We start from the raw sequence: 26,139 nt of genomic DNA on the forward strand, positions 1-26,139 counted from the left end.
TGACAGCGGCCTACCCCATGGTCATTTGCAGTTTTGCGTCAGCTCCGACGTCATGAGGTCCACATGCGTCAAACCTTACGGCAAGAGCAACGAAGAGTCCCCGTAGGAGAAAAATCTATACTCATGCGCGATGGCGTGATCGTAAATCTCGCAGACCCGTTGCTGCCCCATAAGGGCCGAGACCAACATCATCAACGTCGATTTTGGAAGATGGAAGTTTGTCATCAATGCATCGGCGATCTGGAACGCATAACCGGGGTAGATAAATATCTCGGTCTCGCCCTGCCACGGCGCGATCTGGCCCGCCCCCGTTGCCGCGCTCTCGATCAAGCGCAGCGCGGTGGTGCCCACGGGGATGACGCGGCGTCCTTCGGCTTTGGCGGTCGCGATGATCTTGGCCGCCTCCGCCGACACATTTCCCCACTCGGCGTGCATCTTGTGTGTTTTGACGTCGTCGACCTTCACTGGCAAAAACGTGCCCGCCCCGACGTGCAGCGTCACATCGGCGAACTCGACCCCCTTGGCCGCAAGCTTCGCCAGCAAAGCTTCGTCAAAATGGAGCGAGGCCGTGGGCGCCGCGACCGCGCCGGTGGTTTTGGCGAAGACGGTTTGATAGTCCGTTTTGTCCTGCGCATCCGCCGCACGTTTGGCCGCGATGTAGGGCGGCAGCGGCATTTGCCCTGCCTCGGCCAAGGCGTCGTCGAAGGCTTGGCCCTCGCGGTTAAAGACCATCGTGGCTTGCCCGTCAGCGCGTGAGATAACTTCTGCCTCAAGCCCCGCCGCGAATGTGATCACTTCCCCGTCGCGCACTTTGCGCAGCGGTTTGACCAGCGCACGCCACGCGCCGTCCACTGTGGGCGACAGCAATGTGACCTCCATCTTCGACAGGTTGCCGTCACGCGCGCGGTGGCCGAACAATCGTGCAGGTATCACCTTCGTGTCGTTCAACACCAGAACGTCGCCCGCGCGCAGATAATCGCCCAGATCCGTAACGGCCTTGTCCTCCAGCGTATCCGGCGTGGCCACCAGCAAGCGCGACGCGCTGCGCGGCACCGCTGGGCGTGTGGCGATAAGCTGCTCCGGCAGCTCGAAATCGAAATCAGATAGCTTCATGTAGACGTCTCAGTTCTTTGTCTTAGTTCTTTAGCTTCGGGGCCGGTTGGCGAAATATCTCGCGGAAAATACCCGGCGTCAGGACCGAAAGAGGGTTCACCCCGACCTTAGGGCCATCCGCCGACCCGCGAAGCGTGTAGTTAAACCCGAACAACCCTTCGCCTTTCCTTGGGGCAAACAGCGCCCCGAACAGCCCGTTGACCGCGTAAATCGGCGACACCACACCGCGCATGTCCATGCGCCGTGTCGTCGTGTTAAACACCCCGTCCATGGTAATCCCCATTGATGGCCCCACGGCCGAGGAGCTTCTGAGCGTCACGCCCCCCGGCGTCAACAAGAAACGGGCGTCCGTGTTGCTAAACAAAATCCCGTCGCCGGTGAGTTGTTCCAGCAAGCCAATGACGCTTATGGCCGACAGCAGGTCAGCCAAGGCAGGTGCTTTCTTCACGCGGGCGTTGGTGATGGAGAGTGCGCCATCAAATTGCCCTGGTTTGCCGTTCGGTTGCAGTGTCAGCGACATGTTACCGCCGTTGACGTTCTCCAAAATCCCCGTGGCGGAAATCACCCGCCCGCCGTTGTCCGAAAGGATGCGCACCGCCGGTCCTTTGTTCGTCGGGATAACCGTGCCAGTGATCGCGGCCTTGCCGTTCAACTTGGCCTTAAAGGTGCCGTCCATGCCCTTGTCGTTGCGAAAACTGCCGCGAAACTGATCGAGCGCGATCGTATCTGTCACCACCAAACGGTCCAATGCGAACTCCAAGGGGGGGCCGCCCGCACTGCTGCCGCCCGTGGTGACGCCGAACTTGCGGATATCAATCGTGCCACCCTTGATGACCACCTGCGGCTGACTGTTCGCCCCGCGCCCGATCACCTCCACCCGCGAGTTCAACTTGCCTGCAATCTTCAGCCGGCTGAAGATCGCGCGGTCCAACCCGCCCCCCGCAGGCTTCAAAGTGACGTTGCCACTGGCCTGCAAGCCGCTGGCGTTGATCGTGACATTATTTACCTTTGGCGTGTCGCCCATCTTCAGGTCCAACGTCAACCCGCCCGTCGCCGCGCGCGATTTATTCCAGCCCAAGGCCGGAATGCTCAACCCTACGCCGCGCAGGTCGGATGTCAGCTTGGCGGCGGGTGCCACGCCTTCGGCCAACCGGATGTCCATTTTGGCTGATCCCTTACCAGAGACGGAGCCCTTGGGCAGGCCCACATTGAAGACGTCGAGCATCCTTGGCGACAGTTCAATCGTGCCTTCCACGCGGCTGTTCTTACCGGTTCCCTTGCCTATTTCACGCGACCAGAGCACATCCATCGGCACGCCGTCGATGGTCCCCTTGCCGCCGATGGTCAACGCACCGCCCCCCGCCAGAACTTCCATCTGGTCCGACCGCAACGCGCGCCCCTTGACCAAAGTGTCGGAGGCAACGCCGCTCACGTCGGCGGCGACGACGTAGCCGATATCCTCAACTTGCACACGTTCTTTCAGTGGCACGGTCAAGCGGGTGGTGATCTGCGCTTGTCCGGTTGCCACGTCTGGCGTCAATCCCGATTTGGCAAGGAACTCGAACGGTTCCTCATCCAGCAAGACCAGTGCTGCCGACACAGGGCCTTTCAACGTCAGATCGAACACGCCAACGGCTGGCTTGGCTGTCATATCGGGAATTTCCATGACGGAGCCGCCCGCCTCCAAGACGCCAGCATCCTTGGCGGTAACATGGCCTTCTTTCAGGCTCAGGTTGAAGGCCTTGCCAGAAATAGAGGCATACCCGTGCGCCTGCTCCACTGGCGGCAAGGTTTTGATATACTGAACCCGCGCATCCTTGAAATCAAAGCTCACCGCCGCCGCGACAGGCTTTTCCGGCACCACGCGCAGCGATGCATGGGCGCGCTCTACGGTGCCGCCTTGTACGTTTTCAACCAACCATTCGCGCGTTTTGTCCACGGCGTTCTCAGGCCATAGCGCCATCAGGCGCTTGTAGTCGATCCGGTCGATCCCTGCGTCCAGCGAAACGCCCCAGCCTTCGGGCAGAACGTTAACCGCGCCCTTGGCGACGATTTCCGCCCCCTCGTTGCGCAACACCAACTGCCCCACATCTAGCGCCAAGGCTTTCGGCTGGTAGCGCATGTCCAGCGCGCCGTTCTCGAAACTTACTGGCGCCTCAAACATCCCCTCCGGCGCAAGGCGCACGTTGCTAAATCGCAGCTGCCCCAGCAACGTCTCGGGGATGCCCGCGTTGAAATCGCGCAGATCGGCGTGGCCGGTGGCGGTCAGCCGAAGTTGCGGCGAATCGAGCGTGATCTGGTCGAACAGCAACCGCCCCGTCGCAGCGTCGTAGCGCAGATAGCTTTTGGCGTGGTTGAATGGCACGGGCTGGGATTGCTCCGTCGGGCGCAACTCCCCTTTCGCCAGATCAAGCGAGCCCGCGAGGCTTGCCACTTGACCGTCGCCGCTGATCTCCGCCGTCAATGACCCAGAGGCGGGCGCGTCTAGCACGTTCAGAAAGTTCAGCGCAGAGACCTGCGCCGCCAGATCGCGGGCACGTAGGTCGGTGAACTTGCCGACTAGCCGCGCGCCCTCACTGCCTTTCGCTTTATCAGCGGAGAAAAACAGTTGCGCCGGAGGCCCACTCGGCTGATCAAGCTGGAATGAGATGTTGAGTTCAATCACCCGTTCCTCGTTCGTGAGCTTTAACTGGCCTTGCTCCACCACCGTCACGTCACCCGTGCGCTCGTCCGACATACGGATGGTCAGGGCTTCAGCGCTGGCGACCTCAAGCTCTTTCATCCAAGGCTCGCCCAGCCAGTCGTCGATCTGCGCCAGCACCTCCCCCATGGAGCCCGCTTCGACCTGCGCCCCGCCAATTTGCGCCCCGAAAGCCAGCTCTATCTGGCCGTTCTTATCGCGGTGCAGTTCGAGGCTGGCGCCTTCCAGCTCAATCGTTTCCAGCTTGATGCGCCCTAGTAGAAGTTCCGATGTGTCTAGCTTGCTGCGCAGTTTTGGCAGAACCAGAATGGGCGCGTCGTCAGAGTTGTAAACCGCAACCCCCGTGACGTCGATCGTGGGGCGGAATGCCTCGTCTCGCAGGCCGAGGGATATCGTCTCCAGCTCCACCCTGTCGCCGTCTAGGTCCGCGTTCACGCGCGTCTCCACACGGTCCACGGCCCATTGCGGCAGCGCGATGCTGCGCCCCATCATCGACAACACGGCCACGATCAGCAGCACAATCACCAAGAGCGTAAGCGTGCTGACGACAGACATCGTGTGCGCAACCACGCCGCGCTTGCGGTGGCGGCGCAATGTTGATGCAGCGACAGGCTCCGCATCCTCTTCGGCTTTCGCCTCAGGGGGGAGCTGCTTGTCATCTGACTGCGGCGCGTCGTCGGCCATGCCACCTCATCTTGATTGCACCCGCACACGGTTGCGTTTGGGCCTTTACCTTTACATACAGCGCCCTACCCTTGGCGACACATCAAATCTACATCAAAGGACCGATCCGGTATGACACAAGTTGGCGAGAAGGCCCCAGATTTCACCCTGCCGCGCGATGGCGGCGACAGTGTGACGCTATCCGCCCTGCGCCCCGCGATGGTGGTGCTCTACTTTTACCCGAAAGACGACACCTCCGGCTGTACCAAGCAGGCCATCGGGTTCACCGAACATTTGCAGGCATTCAAAGATGCTGGCTGTGAGATCATCGGCGTGTCTAAAGACACCGCCGCCAAACACGACAAATTCCGCGACAAGCATAATCTGGGAATCATTCTGGCCTCCGACGCAGACCACGACGTGTGTGAGCAGTACGGCGTCTGGAAAGAAAAAAGCATGTACGGCAAAACCTACATGGGGATAGAGCGCTCCACCTTCCTGATCAGCGCCGACGGCACGATCTTGCAAGAGTGGCGCAAAGTCCGCGTGCCGGGCCATGTCGAAACCGTGTTAGAGGCCGTACAAGCCCAATGACCCCAACTCTGCGCGACATGGCGATGACGGTCCTCACAACCGCCGACCCGATCGAGAAGACAGCCCTGTCGCGCGAATACGCGCAGGTTTGGCGCGATGCCCGCGCGGCGGGGCGGGATATCCCGCTGGGGACTGCGCAGCCACCCGACTACCCTGCCCGCCCGTCGCAGCCGGAACTTCTGCCGCCGCGCGACGTCCCCATGCGCAAACCCGGAACACCCGAGGGGCGCATCGCGATGCTGCATGCCATCGCCCATATCGAGTTGAACGCGGTGGACCTGCACTGGGATGTCATCGCGCGGTTCGGTGATGTGGACTTCCCGATGGGGTTCTACGACGACTGGGTGCAAGCGGCCGATGACGAGTCGAAACACTTCAGCCTGATGGAGGCCTGCCTTCGCGGGCACGGCAGCCACTACGGCGCGTTGCCCGCACATGCAGGCATGTGGGTTTCCGCCGTGGACACCAAGGACGATATCATGGGGCGGCTCGCGGTCGTGCCGATGGTTCTGGAAGCACGCGGGCTGGATGTGACACCTGGGATGATCGGCCTGTTCAAACAGGCCAAAGATGCCGACGCCGTCGCCGCGTTGGAAGTCATCTACGCCGAAGAGGTCGCGCATGTCGCCTACGGCTCGCGGTGGTTCCACTTCCTGTGCGGCCGCAACAACCTTGATCCGACCCCGACCTTTCATGCCTTGGTGCGCAAGTACTTCCACGCCGCCCTCAAGCCGCCATTCAACGAGGAAAAGCGCGCCGAAGCCGGCATTGCCCCCGATTTTTATTGGCCTTTGGTCGAAGACACTGCGCGCTAAGATGCGCAGAATCGGCGAGATACCGCCAAAACAAGCGGAAATAGCAAGTGCTTGCCGACGGCGGGAGCTTAATTGTTGCGTGATTCCCCCCCACGGCTTATGCAGTCCGAGCTAGCCCATTGGTGGGGACCATTGGCTAGCTTTTATGTTTGGGGAACACGGGAACTAGAACTTTGAAAACACGTCTTTTCAGCGCGTTAGATCACGCGATCGAACGCAAGCTGCCAGAGCAACGCCTTTTCTTAAAGTCAGAGGAAGGCACACGGTTTATCCGCCTTCGTCCGACACTACAGGCCGGAATCATCTTTGGCGGCGCGGCAATTGCGTGTTGGACCTTCGTTGTGACCGCTATTTTCCTGATGGACACGATCAGCGCAGGTAATGCGCGTGAGCAGGCCCAGCGGGAACGCGCAATCTATGAGGCACGTCTGAACGCGCTGTCGAACGAGCGCGACGACCGCGCCATGGAAGCCGCCGCCGCGCATTCACGTTTCTACGTCGCGCTGGAGCAGATCTCCGAGATGCAGTCCTCCCTGCTTGCCTCCGAAGATCGCCGCAACGAGCTGGAAACCGGCATTGAGGTGATCCAGACCACCCTACGCAAGACGATGAAAGACCGCGACGCTGCGCGTGAAGAAGCTGAGGTTTTGACGGCCCAGCTAAACCCGGAAACCAACCCTGATTCCCCGCTTCTAGCCACCAACGGCGCGTCAGATGGTTCTGTCGCGTTCCTCACTGAAGCACTTGAGCAAACCGCCGCAGAGCGCGACCAGATCGCTCTCGATGCAAAAGACGCCATCAGCACCGCAGACGAGCTGCGCTTCACGCTGAAGATGAACGAAGACCGCAACGAACAGATTTTCACGCGGCTGGAGGAGGCAGTGACCGTCTCCCTGGAGCCGCTCGACAAAATGTTCCGCGCGGCGGGCATGCCCACAGAAAGCATCCTGCGTGAAGTACGCCGTGGCTATTCCGGCCAAGGCGGTCCATTGCTGCCCGCAACCATGTCCACATCGGGCGGTGGGAGCATCACAGACAAAACCTCGACCCGCGCAAATCGCTTGCTCAAGGAACTCGACCGGATCAACCTGTTCCGCATTGCTGCTGACAAATCGCCAGTCGCCATGCCGGTCAAAGCCGCGTTCCGCTTCACCTCCCCCTTTGGGTACCGCAAGGATCCTAAAGGCGCTGGCCGACGCATGCACGCAGGCGTAGATTTCGCTGGCGCGCGCGGCACGCCCATCTATGCAACAGCCGATGGCGTCGTCACGCACGCGGGCTGGCAGTCCGGTTATGGTCGCCTCGTAAAGATTAAACACGCCTTTGGTATTGAAACCCGCTATGCACATAACTCGAATATTCGTGTAAAAGTCGGTCAAAGGGTATCGCGTGGCGACCGTATCAGTGATATGGGAGCCACTGGCCGTGTCACCGGCACCCATCTTCACTACGAGGTCCGTCTTAACGGAACTCCGGTCAACCCGATGACCTATATTAAGGCAGGACGAGATGTTTTCTAAAAGCAAAATCAACGACCCAAGCGCAAAACCAACTGAGGGCTCCGATGCCCCAGCGAAGTCTGCACCTACTTCTTCTTCAACCTCCGGCAGCCCTGCACCAAAGCCAGAATTTGCCGCCTCTGCCCCGCGCCCGAAAGCGCCGCCATCGCTGCTGTCCACTGACCTGACGGTCACAGGCAACATGAAAAGCACCGGCGACATCCAAGTTGAGGGCAACGTAGAGGGCGACATCCACGCGCACTTGCTGACTGTCGGCGAAACAGCCGTGATCAAAGGCGAAATCGTTGCTGACGATGTTGTGGTCAACGGCCGCGTCATCGGCCGCGTACGTGGCTTGAAAGTGCGCCTCACCTCGACTGCACGTGTTGAAGGCGACATCATCCACAAGACCATCGCGATCGAAAGCGGCGCCCACTTTGAGGGTTCCGTTCAGCGTCAGGACGACCCGCTCAACACGGGCAAAGGTAAGGGCGTGGCGCAACAGCCCGCCCCAGCTGAGACACCCAAAGCCTAGCGCTTATGACGAATATAGCGCCCTTGGACCAAGCTGATCCAAGGGCACTACCCTTGTGTGCACCTGAACACCGCCCCTACCTGCTGATTGCTGCTATCTTGGCATCGGCCTTGGGATTTATCGACGGGTCGATAGTCGCCATCGCCCTGCCCGCCATGCGCATGTCACTGGGCGCGACCTTGATTGAAGCGCAGTGGATTTCTAACGCCTACATGCTGAGCCTGAGCGCGCTGATCCTTGTCGGCGGCGCTGCGGGGGACCGTTTCGGGCTCGCGCGTGTGCTTGGCTCCGGCATCACGCTGTTTGTGCTGGCCTCCATGGCCTGCGCCTTCGCCCCGAACGCAAGCTTCCTAATCGTGGCCCGCGCAGTCCAAGGGTTGGGCGCCGCTTTCATGGTCCCCGGCTCACTCGCGCTCATCAGCCGCGCCTACCCCAAGGGGGAGCGCGGTAAGGCCATCGGCATCTGGGCAGCCTCTGCCGCCGTGACCTCCGCACTTGGCCCGATTATCGGCGGGGTCGCGCTGACTGTGGGCGACCATGATGTCTGGCGGTGGATTTTCGCCGTGAACTTCCCCTTGGGTCTGTTGGCACTCTACTTTTTGTTCTCAAAAGTCGTCCAAGACCACTCCCAGCCAGAGCGTGGCATCGACGTCATTGGCGGCGTCACGGCTGTTCTAGGGCTTGGCCTCATCGCATGGGCCCTGACCGGCGCGGAGCATGGAGAAGCGATTACATGGCAGGCTATGATGACCGGCGTCGGCGGGCTTGTTGTATTGGCGTGCTTCGTCGGCATCCAGTTGAACAGCCCGCATCCGATGGTGCCGCCTTCCTTGTTTGACAGCTCTTGCTTCACCATTGCCAACATCGTCTCTTTCGCCATCTACTTCTCCTTCGCCGCGATCCTCATGTATTTGCCTATGATCGTTATCGGCGGCTGGGGCGAGACGGAATTGGTTGCCTCTGCGGCCTATGCGCCCCTCTCGGTCTTCATCGCAATGCTGTCCGGTTTCTCTGGCCGCATGGCGGAACGGTTCGGACACCACCCGTTGCTTATCGCGGGTTCGCTCGTCCTTGCGACAGGGTACGCGATATTGGCCTTGGTGATCCCAACGCAGAACTTCTGGGGCGCGGTTCTGCCCGCCATGTGCCTGCAGGGGATAGGCATGGGGCTTTTGGTAGCCCCCTTGTCGATGGCGGTGATGGCCACGGTCGCCCCGAACTCCACTGGCACCGCATCCGGCGTGAACAATGCGGTTATCCGCATGTCCAGCCTGATCGCCGTCGCAATTATGGGGAGTGTCGTGGCCGTGGGCTACGGCGCAGCGGACGGGCCTGCAAGCTACGGCGAGATCATGCAAGATCCGGGCCATGCTGCGGCATCCAACGCGGCCTTCGTTACCGTGGCGTGGTGCGCCGCATTAATTTGCGCGCTGGCCGCCCTGCTAACCGCACTGTCGCCTCCGAAAGAGCGCCCGAGCGACCCTTAGTCCTCTGACTGCGCCTCGGCACGGGATTTGCCCGACACATCCATCGCCAAGGTGGCCCCCATAAACCCGTCAAGATCACCGTCCAACACACCTTTGGTGTCGGAGGTCTCATGGTTCGTCCGCAGGTCTTTTACCATCTGGTAAGGCTGCAAGACGTAAGAGCGGATTTGGTTACCCCAACCCGCGTCACCCTTGTTTTCATGCGCTTCGTTGATCGCCGCATTACGGCGATCCAGCTCGATCTGATACAGCCGTGATTTCAGCGCTTTCATGGCGATGTCACGGTTCTGGTGCTGCGACTTCTCGGAGGACGTCACAACGATGCCCGTCGGCTCGTGAGTAATCCGCACGGCGGAATCGGTCGTGTTCACGTGCTGCCCCCCCGCCCCAGAAGAGCGGTAGGTGTCGATGCGGATATCGGAGGGGTTCACTTCAATCTCGATATTGTCGTCAACCACCGGATAGACCCAGACGGAGCTAAAGGACGTGTGCCGTTTCGCGGCGCTGTCGAACGGGGATATCCGCACCAAACGGTGAACGCCACTCTCCGATTTGAGCCAGCCGTAAGCGTTATGCCCGCTGATCTTATAAGCCACGGATTTGATACCCGCCTCGTCCCCTGCGGACATCGACTGCAACTCGACCTTGTAGCCGCGCTTCTCAGCCCAGCGGGTATACATCCGCGACAACATCGACGCCCAGTCACACGACTCTGTACCACCAGCCCCTGCGTTGATCTCTAGGAACGTGTCGTTGCCGTCCGCCTCGCCGTTCAGCAGGGCTTCCAGCTCCGCTGCCGCCGCGCGGGTCTTTAGCGCGACAAGACCCGCTTCCGCCTCCGAGACGACATCGTCGTCCTCTTCCAATTCACCCAGTTCAATCAGCTCAATGTTGTCGTCCAACTCCTGCTTCATGGCTTTGTAGCTGTCGATGGCGTCCACAAGGGATTGGCGGTCGCGCATCAACTTCTGGGCCGCGTCGGCATCGTCCCACAGGTTTGGATCCTCAACACGCGCGTCGAATTCTTCAAGACGGTAGGCTGCCGTTTCCCAATCCATCCGTTGGCGCAGCAAGGCCAGTGATTTCTCGATGGCATCCACGTTGTTTTGGGCGTCCGCGCGCATGGGAAAGATCCTGCAAATTTGAGTAGATCAAGGTGATAGGCCAGTGCCTAACGGCGCGCAAGCAGGCTTAGCCGCTTGCGCGCGGTGGTTGTGTTAGTAAAGGCCGCCCGCACTTAGTGTGCCGAAGTTCGCGCGTTTCGGGATGACCGCCTTTTTACCAGTTGAGGTTGTCACCTCTGTCACGGCGTTCACATCGCTACCGCCGCGGCTAAACAGGTTCAGGTTGGACCCCATTGCAAAGCCCCCGTCGATGATCGCGCCCAGTCCGTATGCTGGCTCTTCACCGTTGCGGAAGTACTCGACGACCACATGATCACCGCTTGCGTTGGACGGCAGGACCGCCCCTGTGAAACGGTCGATCTTCACGAAGTACCCGCCGTCCGGCACGTCAAACTTGCCGCCGCCGTATTTAGCCGTGGCCTTTTTCATGAAACGGTTGAAGACCGGACCACAGGTGGTGCCGCCACCCGCCCCGCGCCCAAGTGCCGTCGGGCGGTCATACCCGATGTAGCAGCCCGCCACGATGTTGGAGGTGAAGCCCACGAACCAAACATCCTTCGCGTCGTTGGTGGTACCCGTCTTACCAGCGGTTGGAACGCTCAGGTTTACCGTCCTGCGCGCAGTACCGCGCTGCACCACACCCTGCATCATCGACGTCAATTGGTAAGCGGTGATCGCATCCATGACCCGCTCGCGGCTGGATTTGATAGCGGGCGCAAAATCTGCCTCAAGTGACGCCAATTGGCAATCGTCGCACGACCGCTGGTCATGGCGATACACGGTGCGGCCCCAGCGGTCTTGCACGCGGTCCACTAAGGTCGGTTCCACGCGCTCACCGCCATTGGCGAACATTGCATAGGCGGTGACCATCTTGAGCAAGGTCGTTTCCTGCGCACCCAACGCGTTCGACAAGAACGGGTTCATGTCGTCGTAAACGCCAAAGCGTTCCGCGTAGCTTGCGACGGTATCCATGCCGATTTCTTGCGCCAGACGGATCGTCATCAGGTTGCGCGACTGCTCGATCCCCGTCCGCACGGGCGACGGGCCATAAAAGCGGTTCGATGCGTTTTTAGGGCGCCACAATCCTTGCGGGGTGTTCACCTCAATCGGGGCATCCACGACGATCGTGTTAGGCGAGAACCCACTGTCCAGCGCCGCCGCATAAACGAATGGCTTGAAGCTGGAACCCGGCTGGCGCGTGGCCTGCGTGGCACGGTTAAAGACCGAGTGCTGGTAAGAGAACCCGCCCTGCATCGCCAGAACGCGCCCAGTGTTCACATCCATCGCCATGAAACCGCCCTGCACCTTCGGCACCTGACGCAGCGACCATGTGCCATCGTCGCGGGCACGCACGTGCACGACGTCACCGACATCAAGCAGGTTATCCGCCGATGATGCGCGGCTTCCCAGCTTGCCGTCCTCAAGACGTGGACGCGCCCATTTGACGTCCGCACCAAGGATGCGGCCGGTTTCCTCCACACCCTCAACGCCCACTGTCGCGTCAGCGCCGTCCAACCCAAGGACAACGGCCGCTTTCCAGCCTTCGATGTCGCGCGGGAATGTCGTTTCGGCCAGCACGTCGCGCCAGGCACCGTTCGCCAGCTTTTCCGGCTCGATCTTGGTTTGCACCCGATGGAAAACGCCGCGACCACGGTCGTAATCCTCCAATGCGCGGCGCAAGGATTTGGCAGCCTCCTCTTGCAAATCGCGGTCCAGAGTGGCGCGGATCGTGAGACCGCCGCCGAAGAATTCTTCTTCGCCAAAGTCCTTTGACAACTGGCGGCGGATTTCATCGGTAAAGTAATCGCGGTCTGGCAGATCGGATTTAAAGTTTGCGTAGCTGCCGCTTTGCACGGTGGCCAAAGGCTTTTCGCGCGCTTCTAGGTATTGGTCTTCTGTGATGTAGCCGTTCTCGAACATCTCGCGAAGCACGAAATTCCGGCGCCCAATGGCGCGCTCTGCCTGACGTACGGGGTGGTAGCGCGATGGCGCTTTGGGCAAAACGGCGAGATAGGCCGCCTCTTCGATCTCAAGCTCGGACAGCGTCTTGTTAAAGTAGGTCTGCGCCGCAGCCGCGACGCCGAAGCTGTTCTGACCCAAGAAAATCTCATTCAGGTACAGCTCAAGAATTTTGTCTTTGCTCAGCGTGCCCTCAATCCGCGACGCGAGGATCAATTCCTTGATCTTACGCTCCGCGGAGCGGTCGCCGGAGAGCAGGAAGTTCTTCATCACCTGCTGCGTGATCGTTGAGGCCCCGCGCAGGCGTCCGCCCTGCGCCGCGTCCAATGCGGCCTTCGCCATACCCAGCGGATCATAGCCCTTGTGGGTATAGAAATACTTGTCTTCGGCGGAGATGAAAGCCTGCTTCACCATATCGGGAATTTCATCGGCGGGCGCGAACAAGCGGCGTTCTTGCGCGAATTCGTCAATCAATGCGCCCTCGCCGGAATAAATCCGGCTGATGGTCGGCGGCGTGTATTGTGCCAGCTGATCTGTATCGGGCAAATCGCGCGCGTACATGTAGAAGATCGCGCCGATAAGCAGCGCCACCGCGAAGGTGCCGATACAAATCAGACTGAAGATCGACCCGAAAAAGGATAGAATCGCGCGCAGCATTAGCGGTGCCCCCTGAAGCGTGTTGCCCTGTATATATGTTGTGTCTGCACCAACGTCAAAACGCCCCTATGGGGAAAACAGGCCGAAAGCGGCCAGTTCTGATCACTTTTTCACGTGACTTATTTTCTGCCCGCCGCGATTGCCGCGTCCTCTAGCGCCCAAAGGTCCAATGCGTCGAGGATTCCCGTCGCGGCCTGACTGCGCCAGACCGGATCATTCAGGCGGTCCAGATCCCTTTGAGACGACATAAAGCCCAGTTCGATCAACACCGATGGGATATCCGGCGCTTTCAGCACCGAGAACCCTGCGGCCAGCCGTGGGCGTTTATGAAGCTTACCCAGCGTATTTTTCAACCCGCCGACCAGCGCATCCGCCAAACGATCCGTGCGGGGCGCGGTTTCGTGCCGCGCCAAATCCATCAGGACCGTGGCGATCTGGTCATCTTGCGCTGTCAGGTCGACCCCCGCGAGAATGTCGGTGCGGTCCTGACGCTCCGCAAGAACTGCCGATGCCTCGTCAGAGGCTTCCTCTGACAGCGTATAAATCGTGGTACCCGTTGCGCGCCCCTGTGCCAATGCGTCAGCGTGCAATGATACAAACGCATCCGCCCCTGCCGCACGGGCCAGCGACACCCGCTGCGGTAAGGACACGAAGCTGTCATCCTCACGCGTCATGATCACGTCGTAGCGGCCAGAGCGGAGCAATTGTTCTCGCAACTCGCGGGCGAATTGCAGCATCAAATCCGCTTCGTCGAACCCAGAGCGCTGCGCGCCCGGATCAACGCCGCCGTGCCCCGGATCAACGACGATCATCAACCGTGCGTTGCCCTCGGGCAGCCGGTCGGGCTGTGTCCAAGACTTGAGCGCCGCAATGTCGGATGCCGCGCGTGCCTCGAACTCTGCCGCGCTACTGGTCTTCAGGCCGATCTTGATAACCGCGTCACCGTCTTGCGGGTCCGTCGCCATCCCCGCCTCTGAGACTAACATGGGTTCCGCAAGCTCGATCACCAGACGGGACCAGCCGTCGCGGATCACCCCCGCGCGCAGCCCCACCACCCGCTCGGACCTGTCCAAGCCCGACACGTCAGGCTCGAACGCGACCTCCCGAAAATCCACCGCAATCCGCATCGGCTCCGCGAAAACCTGCACGCGGTACGGCACGGCTTGCGTCAAGGCCAGCGACAGCATTGTGGTGCTGCGGCTGTCCTCAATGCCGGACGCGGCCATATCGACACGCGCAAGCGCACGCAGGTCTTGCGACGCCGCGCTGCCAACCGCCCCTATGCACCAAAGAGACGCCATCAAAGTGAATGAGATCAGCCTGCTCATGACCGCCCTTTATTAGTTTACCCGACGTTGTTTTGCGCGAACCCTATCAGGGTTCAGGCCTGTGGCGAAGCGGCGAATTAGCCGCGTGCCGCCATGAAATCCGTCAACCGTCGAAGACCTTCAATGATATCCTCAGTGGCGCGGGCGTAGGAAAAGCGCAGCGTCGTGTGCCCGCGCACCGGATCAAAGTCCAACCCTGGTGTAACGGCCACTCCAGCTTGCTCCAAAATTTCAGCCGCGAAAGCAAGGCTGTCTTGGGTCAGTTCCGACACGTCGGCGTAAATATAGAAAGCCCCGTCAGGCGGCGCGATCTTGTCGAAACCTGCTTTCGGCAAGCCCTCCAACATCAAGCGCCGGTTCTCCGCGTAAACCTCTAGCATCGCTTCCGTCTCGTCACGGGCGCTCAGAGCACCGAGCGCTGCGATCTGCGCTGCGTGCGGCGCGCAGATGAACATATTCTGTGCCAAGCGTTCGATGCGGCGAATGTGGTCCTCCGGCACGATCATCCAGCCCAAGCGCCACCCCGTCATGGAGAAATACTTGGAGAAGGAGTTGATGACATAGACATCGTCCGACACCTCCAGCGCCGACACCGCGCGGCCCTCGTATTGAACGCCGTGGTAAATCTCGTCCGAGATAAACGCCGTATCCGTCGCCGCACACTGCTCAATCAATCCGCGCAGGTCTTCTTTTGATAGCATGGTGCCCGTAGGGTTCGCCGGCGACGCCACAATCAGCCCCGCAAGTGTTTCATGGGGCATCTGCGGCACATGTCTGTCCGCCGCATGGGTCGGGATCGCACGTGGGGTCAGGCTGAGAGACTTCAGAATTTGGCGGTATGACGGGTATCCGGGTTCCGTGACACCAACCGCGTCGCCTGCATCAAAGAGCGCGGTAAACGCCAACACAAACGCAGCTGACGATCCAGCCGTGACCACGACGCGGGCGGGGTCAACATCGACGCCGTACCAATCCTTATAAAGCGCGGCGATGCCTGCCCGTAGTTCCGGCAAGCCAAGCGCCACAGTGTAGCCCAACGCATCGCGCTCCATCGCGTCCGCCAAGGCAACGCGCGCAGCTTTTGGCGCGGGGGTGCCGGGTTGGCCAACTTCCATGTGGATGATGGAGCGCCCGCTCTGCTCCAACCGCCGCGCCTGCTCCATCACATCCATAACAATGAAGGCATCGACGTCGCCACGGCTTGAACTTCGCATGATATCCTCGCAGGGTTGGGGGTGTTTCACGCTTCAAAGCAGCCCCCGCGTCTGGGGTCAATCGCTGGAAAGGATCCCGCCATGAAACTTCTTAGCCTTCTGGTGGTGCTATGGGCCGGATTGCTTGCCGCCCCCACCGCGCAAGCCGCGAGCCTGATCCGCGACGCGGAGATCGAGCAGGCCCTGCGCCAGTTGGCGAAACCAATACTGCGCGCAGCGGGGTTTGGCGCGGGTCGCATCCGCATTCTGGTGATTAACGACCCGAAACTAAACGCCTTCGTGGTTGATGCAAATCACGTGTTTATTCACTCCGGCCTGATCATGAAGCTTGACCGCCCAGAGGCGCTGCAATCCGTCATCGCGCACGAGCTGGCCCATATTGCGAACGGTCACCTGACACGCCGCGCAACAAATGCGCGGGTTGCGGGGCGCGTCACGGCGATCGGTATGGCGCTCGCCGCTGCCGCCGCGGTCAGTGGCAACGGCGACGCTGCCGTGGGGCTGGCCGCAGGGACAAGCAGCGCCGCGATGCGGCGGTTCTTTTCGCACACACGGGCGGAGGAATCCTCCGCCGATCAATCCGCCATGCGCTACATGGCCAATGCCGGAATTGATCCCACCGCGATGATTGATGTCTTGCAAATTTTTCGCGGTCAAGAAGCGCTGCGCCCAGGTCGCCAAGACCCCTACGCGCGCACCCATCCATTGACCCAAGACAGGCTGCGCGCGGTCAAAGGCTACGTCGCAGGCTATAAGTCCCGCGCCAAGCCAACATCGCCGGAAGCAGGCTATTGGTACGCGCGCATGTCTGCCAAGCTAAACGGTTTTTTGCGAAACCCGCGCTACGTTCTGCGCCGCAGTGAGAGCAAGGGCAACGGGGAGATCGCAGTCCTGCGCAGGGCAATCGCCTATCACAAAACACCAAACCTCAAGAAGGCCACGGCAGAGATGAACCGCCTGCTCAATATGCGACCGCGCGATCCGTATTACCACGAGTTAATGGGGCAAATCCTGATGGAGGGACGCCAGTTCAACGCGGCGGTGGCCTCCTACAAGAAGGCCGCCGCATTGGCCCCGCGCGAGCCGCTGATTGAGGCGGGTTTGGGTCGCGCCTTACTGGCGCAAGGATCTTCCGGCGCGGTGCAGCAGGCGTTGAAAATCCTGATCCGCGCACGGTCGCGTGACCCGAATGATCCGCAGATGTTGCGCAGTCTGGCACTGGCGCACGCAAAGAACGGCCAGAACGCGATGGCTTCCGTCGCCACCGCCGAACGTTACGCCGTGCTGGGCCGCTTTGACGACGCAAAGATACATGCAACACGCGCCGTCGGGGCCCTGCCCCGCGGGTCATCGGGATGGCTTAGGGCGCAAGATGTGTTGGCCGCAGCGCAGTCCGCCCCCAAGCGTAAACGCAAATGAAAAAGGCCGGGCAATCGCCCGGCCTGTTCCAATTCAATTCACCTATCGTCTAGCGACCAAGCGACCACCACCCCTTGCGCTTCGGCTTTTCAGCCTCTGCCTCGGGGGCAGCCTCAGCGCTCGCTTCCGCAGGCTCAACCGGCTTCGGCTTGGACACACGGGTCCGCGTCCGCTTCGGCTTTGGCGCTTCCTCTGTGGAGACTTCCGGCGCAGGCTCTGCGGCGACCGGCTCGGCAACGCTCTCCGCTGGGGCCTCGGCAGCTTTCGCTTTCGTAGTCTTTGGCTTCGCAGCCGTTTTACGAGGGGCACGTGGCTTCTTCGGCTTCTCAGCAGGAGCGGCCTCTGCGGTCTCGGCCTCGGCTGCTGGGGTCTCAGCTTCCGCCTCAACCACCTTCTTGGAACGGGACCGCGTGCGGGTTTTCTTCGGCTTTTCTTCAGCCGGCTTTTCCGCGGCATCCGCTTCTGCACCCGCGTCGGCTTTCACAGCCTCAGGTGCCGGAGCAACCTCAGCGGTCTTCGCCTCGTCGGCCTGCGCGACCTCCTCGGTTTTCGACTTGGAGCGGGAGCGGCTACGCGAGCGTGATTTGCTCTTCGGCTTCTCACCCTCCTCGGTCTTTACCTCTTCCGCATCCGCCTTTTGCGGCAGTGCATCGTCGGCTTTCGCGTCACCCGACTTGTCTTCAGCCGCTTTCACGTCTTCGCCGTTAGAAGCGCCGTTTTCGTCGGTTGACCCATCTTCGGAACGCTGCGCCGAGGATTTGGAGCGGCCGCGGCCACCCCGACGACGACGGCGCTTCTTCTTTTTTGGGTTGCCGTTCTCGTCCAACTCGACTTCTGGCGTCTCCGCTGTGGTCTGCTCAGCCACTTCGGCGGCTTCCGCCATTTCGTCCTCTTCGTCCTCCATCTCGTCGATGTCAGACATGTCGATGCTGTCCATGGACACCACGTTCGACGCAACCGGATTGATCACGCGTGTCGCGGTTTTGAACTTCTCGATCGTGTAGTCAGGGCTGACCAGATGGGCATCAGCTTCCAAGCGCACCGCCATGTTGTAGCGGCTCTCGATCTGCGCCAGATGCTCGCGCTTTTCGTTCATCAGGTAGTTGATGACCGCAATCGGGGCTTTCAGCAAAACCTCTTTGGACCGCTTGCGCGTGCCCTCTTCTTCCAACTGGCGCAAGATCGTCAGCGCAAGGCTGTCGTCAGAGCGGATCAGACCCGTGCCATGACACGAAGGACAAGGCTGCGTGCTGGCTTCCAACATGCCCGGACGCAGGCGCTGGCGCGACATTTCCAACAGACCAAAGCCAGAAATGCGACCCACTTGGATGCGGGCGCGGTCCGTCTTCAACTTGTCTTTCAGCAGCTTCTCAACCGCGTTGTTGTTGCGGCGCTCATCCATGTCGATGAAGTCAATTACGATCAAACCGGCCAAGTCGCGCAAGCGTGCCTGACGCGCCACTTCGGCGGCAGCTTCAAGGTTGGTTTTCAACGCGGTTTGCTCAATGGAGCCTTCCTTCGTTGCGCGGCCAGAGTTCACGTCCACAGCGACAAGCGCCTCTGTGGTGTCGATCACGATGTAGCCGCCCGATGGCAATTGCACCGTCGGGTTGAACATGCCGGACAGGTAGGATTCCACCTGATGACGCGCGAACAACGGCATAGGATCCGTGTAGCGTTTCACGTTTTTCGCGTGCGACGGCATGATCATACGCATGAAGTCTTTGGCGACGCGGTAGCCTGCTTCGCCCTCGATGATCACTTCATCGATTTCTTTATTGTAGAGGTCGCGGATTGACCGCTTGATCAAGTCGCCCTCTTCATAGATTTGCGCGGGCGCAATGGACTTCAGGGTCAACTCACGAACCTGCTCCCACTGACGTTGTAGGTATTCGTAGTCGCGCTTGATCTCGGACTTGGTCCGTTGCGAGCCCGCCGTACGCACGATCAGACCGGCGCCCAAAGGCACGTCGATCTCATTGGCGATTTCCTTGAGCTTCTTACGGTCGGCAGGGTTGGTGATCTTGCGCGAAATGCCACCACCGCGCGCGGTGTTTGGCATCAGAACGCAGTAGCGGCCAGCCAGCGACAGATATGTCGTCAGCGCTGCGCCTTTGTTGCCGCGCTCTTCTTTGACGACCTGCACCAACAGGATTTGGCGCACTTTGATAACTTCTTGGATTTTGTACCGTTTGGCGCGCGGTTTGCGCGGCAGGCGGATTTCCTCGGTTACGTCTTCTTGGGCGACGCTTTCGATGTTCTCGTCTTTCTCAGACGCGGAGGCTTCTTCCTCGTCGTCGTCGTCATCATCGTTGTCGTCCGCATCGACGTCCAGATCAACGACATCCATGCCAGGAATGGCCGGAACCACTTCGGCCTCTGTCGCCGCAGGCGTAGCCTCGTCAGCCGCGGGAGCTTGCGCGTCAGCAGTTTCTGCATCGGCGGGTTTCGCGACAGCCGCATCGTCTAGGCTGTCCGCCGCTGCGGGCGTTGCTTCTGCATCGGATGGTGCCGCTTCTGCGACCTCTTCCGTTACGACAGCATCGTCATTCTTCGACTTTTGGGACCGCGAACGCGGCCGCGAGCGAGAGCGCGAAGATTTCTTCGGCTTCTCGTCCTCTTCCGCCTGAAGGCGTGCGTATTCAAGTTCCTCGTCGATCAGCGCCTGACGGTCAGCCATCGGGATTTGGTAATAGTCGGGGTGAATTTCCGAATATGCCAAGAAGCCATGGCGATTTCCGCCATAGTCCACGAAGGCCGCCTGAAGTGACGGCTCAACGCGGGTCACCTTTGCGAGGTATATATTGCCAGCTAGCTGGCGTTTGTTTTCTGATTCAAAGTCAAACTCGTCAACTTTGTTTCCGTCTGCCACCACAACGCGGGTCTCTTCCGCGTGGGTGGCGTCGATAAGCATTTTCTTAGCCATGTTTTCCGATTGCATCTGGCCAACATCATAGAGGCCCCAGGGGGCGCATTGGGTGTGGCGGGATGTCTTGTTTGGGCGAGCTTGGACGCGCGTGGCTGCAAAACGACCTGCGACGCGGGGTGTCCCCCGTCACGGTATTCGTTGCTGTGCCTGTCGCGTCTCATCGCGTTCTTGTCTCCGACTCGGGCCAAAATTGGTGGCGCAAGCCTTGCGAATGGTGCCACGGCGCGTTTTGCGAGCCAGCGGCGATGGCCAAAAAGGCCGTCAATCCTGCGGTGCGTAGGCTCGTTTTGTCCTTCGAGCGTGGCTGCAGTGAAACTCTAACCGGTCCAATGCGCCTATGCGGGGCACCGAGCCGTCCACAACACATAGTATTGTTTGCGTACAGATTACAATGAGCAATCGATATCCGTGTGGATAACTTTACTGATCATGTGCCCACGCCCTCCCCTACGCCCCTTATAACGGAGGGGCGCAGGCGAGATTATTGGATGGTACTTATACGTAGTCGGCGCGTTGCAATCCGTATTTGGCCATTTTCTCGTTCAACGTGCGGCGTGGGAGGCACAGTTCTTCCATCACCGACGCGATGGAGCCCTTGTGCCGGCGCATGGTGTTGTCGATCAGCATGCGCTCAAACGCCTCGACGTATTCCTTCAACGGCTTGCCTTCGGTCGTGACAACCGGCCCGATCTCGGAATTGTCGGCCATCAGCAGCGACGCGATGGATCCCGACCCGCGGCGGTTTTGCAGCACCGCGCGTTCCGCCACGTTGATCAGCTGGCGCACATTGCCCGCCCACGGGGCCTGCAACAGTTGCGCGGCCTCCTGCGCCGAGACCTCCGGCGCGTCAGAGCCGTATTCCTCACCGAACTGTTCACCAAAGCGGTTGAACAGGGTCAGGATGTCCTCCCCGCGCTGGCGCAGCGGCGGGATGGTGATTTTCATCGCGGCAAGGCGGTAGAACAGATCTGCGCGGATCAAATCCTCACAGGTTTTGCCCTGCTCTTGGGTGTTACAGATCGCGATAATCCGCGTCTCCGCAGGGCTGCCTTGCTCATTGATCAGCTGCAAGAGCCGCGCTTGCAGCGTCTCTGGTAGCGCCTCAATGTCTTCCAGCACCAAGGTGCCGCCACGGGCTTGCTCGACCAATGGCAATTCTTCGCCCTCGGTCACAGGCTCGAACAATTTCTTGGACAAGGACGCCTCGTCAAAGGCGGCGCAGCTGAGGGTCACGAATTTCTTACCTGCGCGCGGCCCCACAGCATGCAACGCATGCGCGGTAAGTGTTTTGCCGGACCCCGTTTCGCCGTCGATCAGCACGTGCCCATCGGCCTGCCCCAGATCAAGAATATCTTCGCGCAACCGCTCCATCACCGGCGAGGAGCCGATCAGCTTTTTCATCAGCGCAGCACCGTCCGACAGCTCCCGACGCAACGCACGGTTGTCGAGCGTCAGACGGCGCGAGATCGTCGCGCGCTTGGCCAGTTGCGTCATACGGTCGGGGTTGAACGGCTTTTCGAGAAAATCAAACGCCCCGACGCGCATCGCCTCAACCGCCATCGGCACATCACCGTGGCCGGTAATCATGATCACCGGCAAGGCGCTATCTTGGCTCATCAAACGTTTCAGGAACTGCATCCCGTCCATGCCCGGCATCTTGATGTCGCTCACCACGATACCCGGGTAATCATTGCCGATCCCTTTCAGCGCCTCTTCGGCGCTGGCAAAGGTTTCAGTGTCGTAGCCCGACAGCGCCAGCCATTGGGAAATCGACTGACGCATGTCATGTTCGTCGTCAACAATTGCAATCTTCAGGGCGTTGGCCATAGTTTCGGCTCCTTATATTTCCAGTCGTCGCCTACTCGGCGGCCTCAATTTTAACTTTTGGTTTTGGCAAATCCGTCGGGGGGTGGGTCTTTATCGCCTCTTGCCCCAGAATTGGCAGTTGAACTTCAAACACCGCCCCGCCCGCTTGGCCGTTGCGCGCGGTCAACCGCCCGCCAAGGTCAGTCACAATCCCAGAAGAGATCGCGAGCCCAAGCCCGACACCGTCGCCGGGCTGTTTGGTGGTGTAGAATGGCTCGAACAGCTCGTTAAGGCTCTCCAGCCCCTCGCCGTTGTCACGCACGCTCAGCACTGCGGTTTCACCGGAGTTCAGCAATATCTCCACCTGCGGCATCGCCACGCCTTTGGTCGCATCTAGCGCGTTGCGGAACAGGTTAATAATCACCTGCTCCAACCGGACACGGTCGCCAAGCACCATAACAGGCTCGTCCGGTAGTGTAGAAATCACGCGGACGTCGCCGCGTTTCAACTGTGGCTCCATCATCGACAAAGAGCCGCGCACGGCGTCGCGCAGGTCGACCGGTTCCAGATCGTCGCTGCCCTTACGCGCGTAGGATTTTAACTGCTTGGTAATCGCGCCCATGCGGTCGATCAGGTCGTCAATCCGCTGGAACGACGCTTGCGCCTCGTCCGGTCGGCGGCGTTGCAGCAAAAGCTTGGCCCCTGCCAAATAGGTCTTCATCGCCGCCAGCGGTTGGTTCAACTCGTGGCTCACGGCAGCTGACATCTCCCCAAGTGCCGCAAGCTTTTGCGACTGGGCCAAAGACTGCTCGGCCACGGCAAGGTTTTTCTGGACCTTCTGGCGCTCCGCGATTTCGCGGCTCAAGCGCAGGTTCAACGCGCGCAGCTCTTCGCTTTCACGGCGGAAGAACCCTGCCTGCGACCGCGCGCGACGCGACAACACATAGAACGCCAAGGCCAGCAGGATGGCGAAAGCCATAATCTCGATCGCCAGCACACCGTTCACCCGTTCCCGCACACTTGCGTAGGTGGAGAACGAGGTGATCCGCCAGCCACGAAACGGGATGCGGCCGACCATCTCCATCACAGCCTCCCCGCGGAAATAAACGTCTGGTTGGGCAATATCGAACAGGCCACCCGTTGCCTCGAACGCACGGTTCAACGCGCTGTCTGGCACGCGGTTCTCCAGCGCCTCGGAGATGTTGGAGCCCCGCCAGCGCGGATCAGTGGCAATAACGATCTGCCCCTCGGAGTCCGCGATCAGCACCGCCTCGGACGGCGATCTCCAACGGGTCTCGAACTGGCGAAGGTCCACGTCAACCACGATAACGCCCAAGCCCTGCTTCTCCGATTCGATACGGCGGGCATAGGTGAATTTGAACGCGCCGCTTTCTAATTGGGTTGCGTTGAACACCGTTTCATTGGTGCGCAACGCATCCACGAAGAACGGCGAATTCCGAAAGGCCGCGCCCAACTCGTTGCGGTTCGACGACGCCACAACAACCCCACCGTGATCCAGCAAGCGCAAACCGACAGCGCCTATTTCCTCGGAAAAGGAAATCAGACGGCGAGAGGTGGCGGAAAAGTCGTTGGAGTTCAGCGCGGAGATCATCACCGGATCCCGCGACAACAGCAGCGGCACCACACGGTTTCGCTGCAATTCGGACGTGATTGCATTCGAATAGAGCGCCAGCCGGATTTCGCCGCGCGTGCGCGTACTTTCGGTGAAGCGATCCGTCAGCCACAGGTTGGAGATCCAGATAATCCCGATCGCCAAAGCAACAGACAAAACGACAACGCCGCGCACAAGCCACGCCGCCCTAACGGGCGGCCGACGCGGTGCGGGCCGAACCGGCTTCAGCTCGGTTCCGCCGAAAGGGGGCGTTGTCTTCATGGTGCTAGATTAGGTGCTTGGTTGCATACTCTCAAGCGCACCCGTCGGCGAATTTACGCCAGCGCCAAAACCTCGGTCAAAGATTTGAATACGCCCAGCCCGTCCGTGCCGCCGTGAATACCTTCACACGCCCGCTCCGGATGGGGCATCATGCCCAAAACACGCCGGTTTTCACTTAGAATGCCTGCAATGTCCCCTGCGGAGCCATTTGGGTTGCCCACATAGCTGAACGCCACCCGGTCTTCGCCGCGCAACCGCGCGACCAATTCCGCGTCGGCGGAAAAGTTCCCATCGTGGTGCGCAATCGGCACCATGATCTCCGCCCCCTTGGTGTAGGCATTGGTGAACGGGCTGTCCGCCGTATCGACGCGCAGCGTTTGTTCGCGGCACACAAACTTCAAACCCGCGTTGCGCATCAGCACACCCGGCAGCAGACCAGTTTCGCACAGCACTTGGAAGCCGTTGCAGAATCCCAGAACGTGCCCGCCCTTATGGGCAAAATCCACCACGGCGCGGCAGATCGGCGACTGCGCGGCAATGGCACCGCACCGCAGGTAGTCCCCGAAGGAAAAGCCGCCCGGAATGCCAATAACATCCAAGCCTTGCGGCAGGTCGGTATCCTTGTGCCAGACCATAGAGACCTCAAAGCCCGCTTCGCGGAACCCTTCGGCTAGATCGCGGTCGCAGTTGGACCCGGGGAAGACGATGACGGCAGCTTTCATGGCGGAGCGGTCCTTTAGCTTAAAAAATCGGTAATGACGGCCACGCCCGGAGGGGTCGGCCCGTTGAAGGCAGCAAGCTCGTCCGACACACCGGACAGCGCAATTTCCCGCGCGATCAGCGGCGACATGTCAATGCGGCCTGTCGTGATCAGCGCGAGTAGGCTTGGGTATTTCCACGGCGGCATGCCGCGCGTGCCGTAAAGGGCCAGATTGCCCAAGTAGACAGCACTCATGTTGATGTCCATCGTCGCGGTATGGCCAACGGGCATCCCCACCTGCACATGCCGGCCAAGGGGGCGCAGGCACTCAATAGATGCGTTTGTGGTCGCAGGCAGCCCCAAGGCCTCAATAGACACATGCGCCCCGCCATCGGTGATGTCTTTGATACGGGCGGCAACATCGCCGTCCATCGCATTTACGGAAGCTTCGGCCCCTAACCCTTTGGCGTGGATCAGTTTTTCCTCAACGACATCCACGACAACAACCCGCGCGCCCATGGCCACGCCCAGCAGCAACGCGGACAGCCCGATGCCGCCCGTGCCATGGATGGCCAGCCATTCGCCGGGTTGAAGTGCCGCACGTCCGGTCAGCGCGTGCCACGCCGTCGTCACACGGCAGCCTAGGCCCGCCGCGACAGTTGGCGACAGGTTTTCAGGCAGATGTGTCAGGTTGTGGTCAAATGGAACGGCTACGTATTCGGCGAAAGCCCCTGGCTCCACGAATCCCGGAAGACGCTGGTTCGGGCAGGTGTTTTGATGCCCTTCCTGACACGACGGGCACGTGCCGCAGGCCAGAATAAACGGCGCAATCAGCTTGTCGCCGACCTTGTGGGTCGCTTGCGGCCCCACTTCCACAACTTCACCGCAGTATTCGTGCCCGCCAATCTGGCCCGGCTTTACGCGCGGATGTTCTCCGGTCCAGCCGTGCCAGTCGGAGCGGCACACGCCGCACGCCATAACCTTCAGCACAACCCCGTCATTGGGGCACGCAGGCTCCGGCACGTCCTCTATGGACAGCGGGGCGTTGTAGTCGCGAAGAACCGCGGCGCGCATTAGGACAGCTCGATTGTGTAGCTTTCGATCACCGTGTTCGCGAGCAGCTTTTCGCACATGTCTTTTACCGTGGCTTCCGTTGTGCCGTCGGCCAGTTCCAGCTCTATCACTTTGCCTTGGCGAACGCCTTCAACCCCGTTGAACCCCAAGGTTCCAAGCGCGTGGCGGATCGCTTCGCCTTGCGGGTCCAGCACTCCGGTTTTCAACATGATATGAACACGTGCTTTCATGATCTTAGCTCCCTCAGCTCTTTAAGACGGCGCATTCCCAGCCGTCATATTCCCAGCCCATACGCGCAAATTCCTCGCGCAGGCCGTTTGTTAGTTGGTTAAATTCATCGGTGGCGACGGGCACGTGATGCTCGCCCATCAGGCCGTTGTGGTATTGGGTGTCGGAGACCTCAAGACCGGCCTCCGCGAACAGATCAACCGCGCGGTCGCGGCCTGCGGGCTGGGCACCGCGCTTTGGGTAGGCAAAGTGGCGCACATGGCGGTCTTCGGTGCCATCGTCCCCCTGCTCCGCGATTTGGTCCAGTACCAATTGATTGGCTTTGGCGCTGCCCAACTCTAACGGCCTGCGAAACCGCGCGACGATAGAGTTGAGCAAATCTTTAATCACAGCGCAGTTT

Annotated in this window: 19 protein-coding genes; 6 read left to right on the forward strand and 13 right to left on the reverse strand. The window is 60.4% G+C overall.

What is annotated here, in order from left to right:
• Window positions 1-75 precede the first annotated feature (75 nt).
• Window positions 76-1,113 carry a tRNA preQ1(34) S-adenosylmethionine ribosyltransferase-isomerase QueA gene (queA, locus tag BLW66_RS08800; protein WP_089946777.1) on the reverse strand — a complete coding sequence of 346 codons (1,038 nt, stop codon included), beginning with the start codon at window positions 1,111-1,113 and terminating at the stop codon, window positions 76-78.
• A 22-nt stretch (window positions 1,114-1,135) separates the two neighbouring features.
• Window positions 1,136-4,498 carry a YhdP family protein gene (locus BLW66_RS08805; RefSeq protein WP_089946778.1) on the reverse strand — a complete coding sequence of 1,121 codons (3,363 nt, stop codon included), beginning with the start codon at window positions 4,496-4,498 and terminating at the stop codon, window positions 1,136-1,138.
• A gap of 111 nt (window positions 4,499-4,609) precedes the next feature.
• On the opposite strand from BLW66_RS08805, the gene bcp reads away from it, so the two are divergent.
• The 5 genes from bcp to BLW66_RS08830 all read left to right on the forward strand — a co-directional run bounded on the left by bcp (window position 4,610) and on the right by BLW66_RS08830 (window position 9,407).
• Complete coding sequence (gene bcp, locus BLW66_RS08810) at window positions 4,610-5,071, forward strand: thioredoxin-dependent thiol peroxidase (protein WP_089946779.1); 462 nt, start codon at window positions 4,610-4,612, stop codon at window positions 5,069-5,071.
• Window positions 5,068-5,886, forward strand: a complete 819-nt coding sequence (locus BLW66_RS08815; protein ID WP_089946780.1) for a ferritin-like domain-containing protein — start codon at window positions 5,068-5,070, stop codon at window positions 5,884-5,886. Before bcp ends, BLW66_RS08815 begins: the two co-directional genes overlap by 4 nt.
• Window positions 5,887-6,059: 173 nt before the next feature.
• Entirely contained in the window at window positions 6,060-7,406 is a 1,347-nt protein-coding gene (locus tag BLW66_RS08820) for a M23 family metallopeptidase (protein ID WP_089946781.1), read from the forward strand.
• Complete coding sequence (locus tag BLW66_RS08825; protein ID WP_089946782.1) at window positions 7,396-7,920, forward strand: bactofilin family protein; 525 nt, start codon at window positions 7,396-7,398, stop codon at window positions 7,918-7,920. Before BLW66_RS08820 ends, BLW66_RS08825 begins: the two co-directional genes overlap by 11 nt.
• 53 nt (window positions 7,921-7,973) lie before the next feature.
• On the forward strand, window positions 7,974-9,407 hold the full coding sequence (locus BLW66_RS08830) for an MFS transporter (protein WP_170833442.1): 1,434 nt from the start codon (window positions 7,974-7,976) through the stop codon (window positions 9,405-9,407).
• Here BLW66_RS08830 and prfB read toward each other — a convergent pair.
• The 4 genes from prfB to BLW66_RS08850 all read right to left on the reverse strand — a co-directional run bounded on the left by prfB (window position 9,404) and on the right by BLW66_RS08850 (window position 15,689).
• Window positions 9,404-10,531, reverse strand: a complete 1,128-nt coding sequence (prfB, locus tag BLW66_RS08835) for a peptide chain release factor 2 (protein WP_089946784.1) — start codon at window positions 10,529-10,531, stop codon at window positions 9,404-9,406. The two genes, BLW66_RS08830 and prfB, sit on opposite strands and share 4 nt — an antisense overlap.
• 93 nt (window positions 10,532-10,624) lie before the next feature.
• Window positions 10,625-13,147, reverse strand: a complete 2,523-nt coding sequence (locus BLW66_RS08840) for a penicillin-binding protein 1A (protein ID WP_089946785.1) — start codon at window positions 13,145-13,147, stop codon at window positions 10,625-10,627.
• A 119-nt stretch (window positions 13,148-13,266) separates the two neighbouring features.
• The gene (locus BLW66_RS08845; RefSeq protein ID WP_089946786.1) at window positions 13,267-14,475 is read right to left on the reverse strand and encodes an N-acetylmuramoyl-L-alanine amidase; all 1,209 of its coding nucleotides are present in this window, start codon (window positions 14,473-14,475) and stop codon (window positions 13,267-13,269) included.
• Between the two features lie 77 nt (window positions 14,476-14,552).
• Window positions 14,553-15,689 (reverse strand): pyridoxal phosphate-dependent aminotransferase, encoded by a 1,137-nt coding sequence (locus tag BLW66_RS08850; protein ID WP_089946787.1) that lies wholly within the window; start codon window positions 15,687-15,689, stop codon window positions 14,553-14,555.
• 81 nt (window positions 15,690-15,770) lie between these two features.
• On the opposite strand from BLW66_RS08850, the gene BLW66_RS08855 reads away from it, so the two are divergent.
• On the forward strand, window positions 15,771-17,108 hold the full coding sequence (locus tag BLW66_RS08855; RefSeq protein WP_089946788.1) for a M48 family metalloprotease: 1,338 nt from the start codon (window positions 15,771-15,773) through the stop codon (window positions 17,106-17,108).
• A 49-nt stretch (window positions 17,109-17,157) separates the two neighbouring features.
• Here the strand turns inward: BLW66_RS08855 and BLW66_RS08860 are convergent, their stop codons facing one another.
• The 7 genes from BLW66_RS08860 to BLW66_RS08890 form a co-directional block, all read right to left on the reverse strand.
• Window positions 17,158-20,034, reverse strand: coding sequence for an Rne/Rng family ribonuclease (locus BLW66_RS08860; RefSeq protein ID WP_089947078.1), 2,877 nt, complete (start codon window positions 20,032-20,034; stop codon window positions 17,158-17,160).
• A gap of 498 nt (window positions 20,035-20,532) precedes the next feature.
• Window positions 20,533-21,864, reverse strand: coding sequence for a sigma-54-dependent transcriptional regulator (locus BLW66_RS08865; RefSeq protein ID WP_089946789.1), 1,332 nt, complete (start codon window positions 21,862-21,864; stop codon window positions 20,533-20,535).
• A gap of 31 nt (window positions 21,865-21,895) precedes the next feature.
• Window positions 21,896-23,737, reverse strand: coding sequence for a sensor histidine kinase (locus tag BLW66_RS08870; protein WP_089946790.1), 1,842 nt, complete (start codon window positions 23,735-23,737; stop codon window positions 21,896-21,898).
• Window positions 23,738-23,790: 53 nt separating this feature from the next.
• Window positions 23,791-24,459: a phosphoribosylformylglycinamidine synthase subunit PurQ gene (gene purQ / locus BLW66_RS08875; protein WP_089946791.1), complete on the reverse strand. Its 669-nt coding sequence runs from the start codon at window positions 24,457-24,459 to the stop codon at window positions 23,791-23,793.
• Window positions 24,460-24,473: 14 nt separating this feature from the next.
• The gene (locus BLW66_RS08880) at window positions 24,474-25,511 is read right to left on the reverse strand and encodes a zinc-dependent alcohol dehydrogenase family protein (protein WP_089946793.1); all 1,038 of its coding nucleotides are present in this window, start codon (window positions 25,509-25,511) and stop codon (window positions 24,474-24,476) included.
• Window positions 25,511-25,741 carry a phosphoribosylformylglycinamidine synthase subunit PurS gene (purS, locus tag BLW66_RS08885; RefSeq protein WP_089946794.1) on the reverse strand — a complete coding sequence of 77 codons (231 nt, stop codon included), beginning with the start codon at window positions 25,739-25,741 and terminating at the stop codon, window positions 25,511-25,513. The genes BLW66_RS08880 and purS overlap by 1 nt, the downstream gene beginning before the upstream one ends.
• 13 nt (window positions 25,742-25,754) lie before the next feature.
• Entirely contained in the window at window positions 25,755-26,129 is a 375-nt protein-coding gene (locus BLW66_RS08890) for a ribonuclease E inhibitor RraB (RefSeq protein WP_170833443.1), read from the reverse strand.
• Window positions 26,130-26,139: the final 10 nt, after the last annotated feature.

The organism is Litoreibacter albidus (assembly GCF_900107015.1).
Classification (GTDB): Bacteria; Pseudomonadota; Alphaproteobacteria; order Rhodobacterales; family Rhodobacteraceae; genus Litoreibacter; species Litoreibacter albidus.

What these genes read in the sequence shown, in the direction of transcription:
- BLW66_RS08860 (WP_089947078.1), bottom strand. Translation starts at nt 20,034, where the DNA reads ATGGCTAAGAAAATGCTTATCGACGCCACCCACGCGGAAGAGACCCGC.
- BLW66_RS08880 (WP_089946793.1), bottom strand. Translation starts at nt 25,511, where the DNA reads ATGCGCGCCGCGGTTCTTCGCGACTACAACGCCCCGCTGTCCATAGAG.
- BLW66_RS08850 (WP_089946787.1), bottom strand. Translation starts at nt 15,689, where the DNA reads ATGCGAAGTTCAAGCCGTGGCGACGTCGATGCCTTCATTGTTATGGAT.
- BLW66_RS08845 (WP_089946786.1), bottom strand. Translation starts at nt 14,475, where the DNA reads ATGAGCAGGCTGATCTCATTCACTTTGATGGCGTCTCTTTGGTGCATA.
- BLW66_RS08870 (WP_089946790.1), bottom strand. Translation starts at nt 23,737, where the DNA reads ATGAAGACAACGCCCCCTTTCGGCGGAACCGAGCTGAAGCCGGTTCGG.
- BLW66_RS08825 (WP_089946782.1), top strand. Translation starts at nt 7,396, where the DNA reads ATGTTTTCTAAAAGCAAAATCAACGACCCAAGCGCAAAACCAACTGAG.
- queA (WP_089946777.1), bottom strand. Translation starts at nt 1,113, where the DNA reads ATGAAGCTATCTGATTTCGATTTCGAGCTGCCGGAGCAGCTTATCGCC.
- BLW66_RS08855 (WP_089946788.1), top strand. Translation starts at nt 15,771, where the DNA reads ATGAAACTTCTTAGCCTTCTGGTGGTGCTATGGGCCGGATTGCTTGCC.
- prfB (WP_089946784.1), bottom strand. Translation starts at nt 10,531, where the DNA reads ATGCGCGCGGACGCCCAAAACAACGTGGATGCCATCGAGAAATCACTG.
- purS (WP_089946794.1), bottom strand. Translation starts at nt 25,741, where the DNA reads ATGAAAGCACGTGTTCATATCATGTTGAAAACCGGAGTGCTGGACCCG.
- BLW66_RS08805 (WP_089946778.1), bottom strand. Translation starts at nt 4,498, where the DNA reads ATGGCCGACGACGCGCCGCAGTCAGATGACAAGCAGCTCCCCCCTGAG.
- purQ (WP_089946791.1), bottom strand. Translation starts at nt 24,459, where the DNA reads ATGAAAGCTGCCGTCATCGTCTTCCCCGGGTCCAACTGCGACCGCGAT.
- bcp (WP_089946779.1), top strand. Translation starts at nt 4,610, where the DNA reads ATGACACAAGTTGGCGAGAAGGCCCCAGATTTCACCCTGCCGCGCGAT.
- BLW66_RS08865 (WP_089946789.1), bottom strand. Translation starts at nt 21,864, where the DNA reads ATGGCCAACGCCCTGAAGATTGCAATTGTTGACGACGAACATGACATG.
- BLW66_RS08815 (WP_089946780.1), top strand. Translation starts at nt 5,068, where the DNA reads ATGACCCCAACTCTGCGCGACATGGCGATGACGGTCCTCACAACCGCC.
- BLW66_RS08840 (WP_089946785.1), bottom strand. Translation starts at nt 13,147, where the DNA reads ATGCTGCGCGCGATTCTATCCTTTTTCGGGTCGATCTTCAGTCTGATT.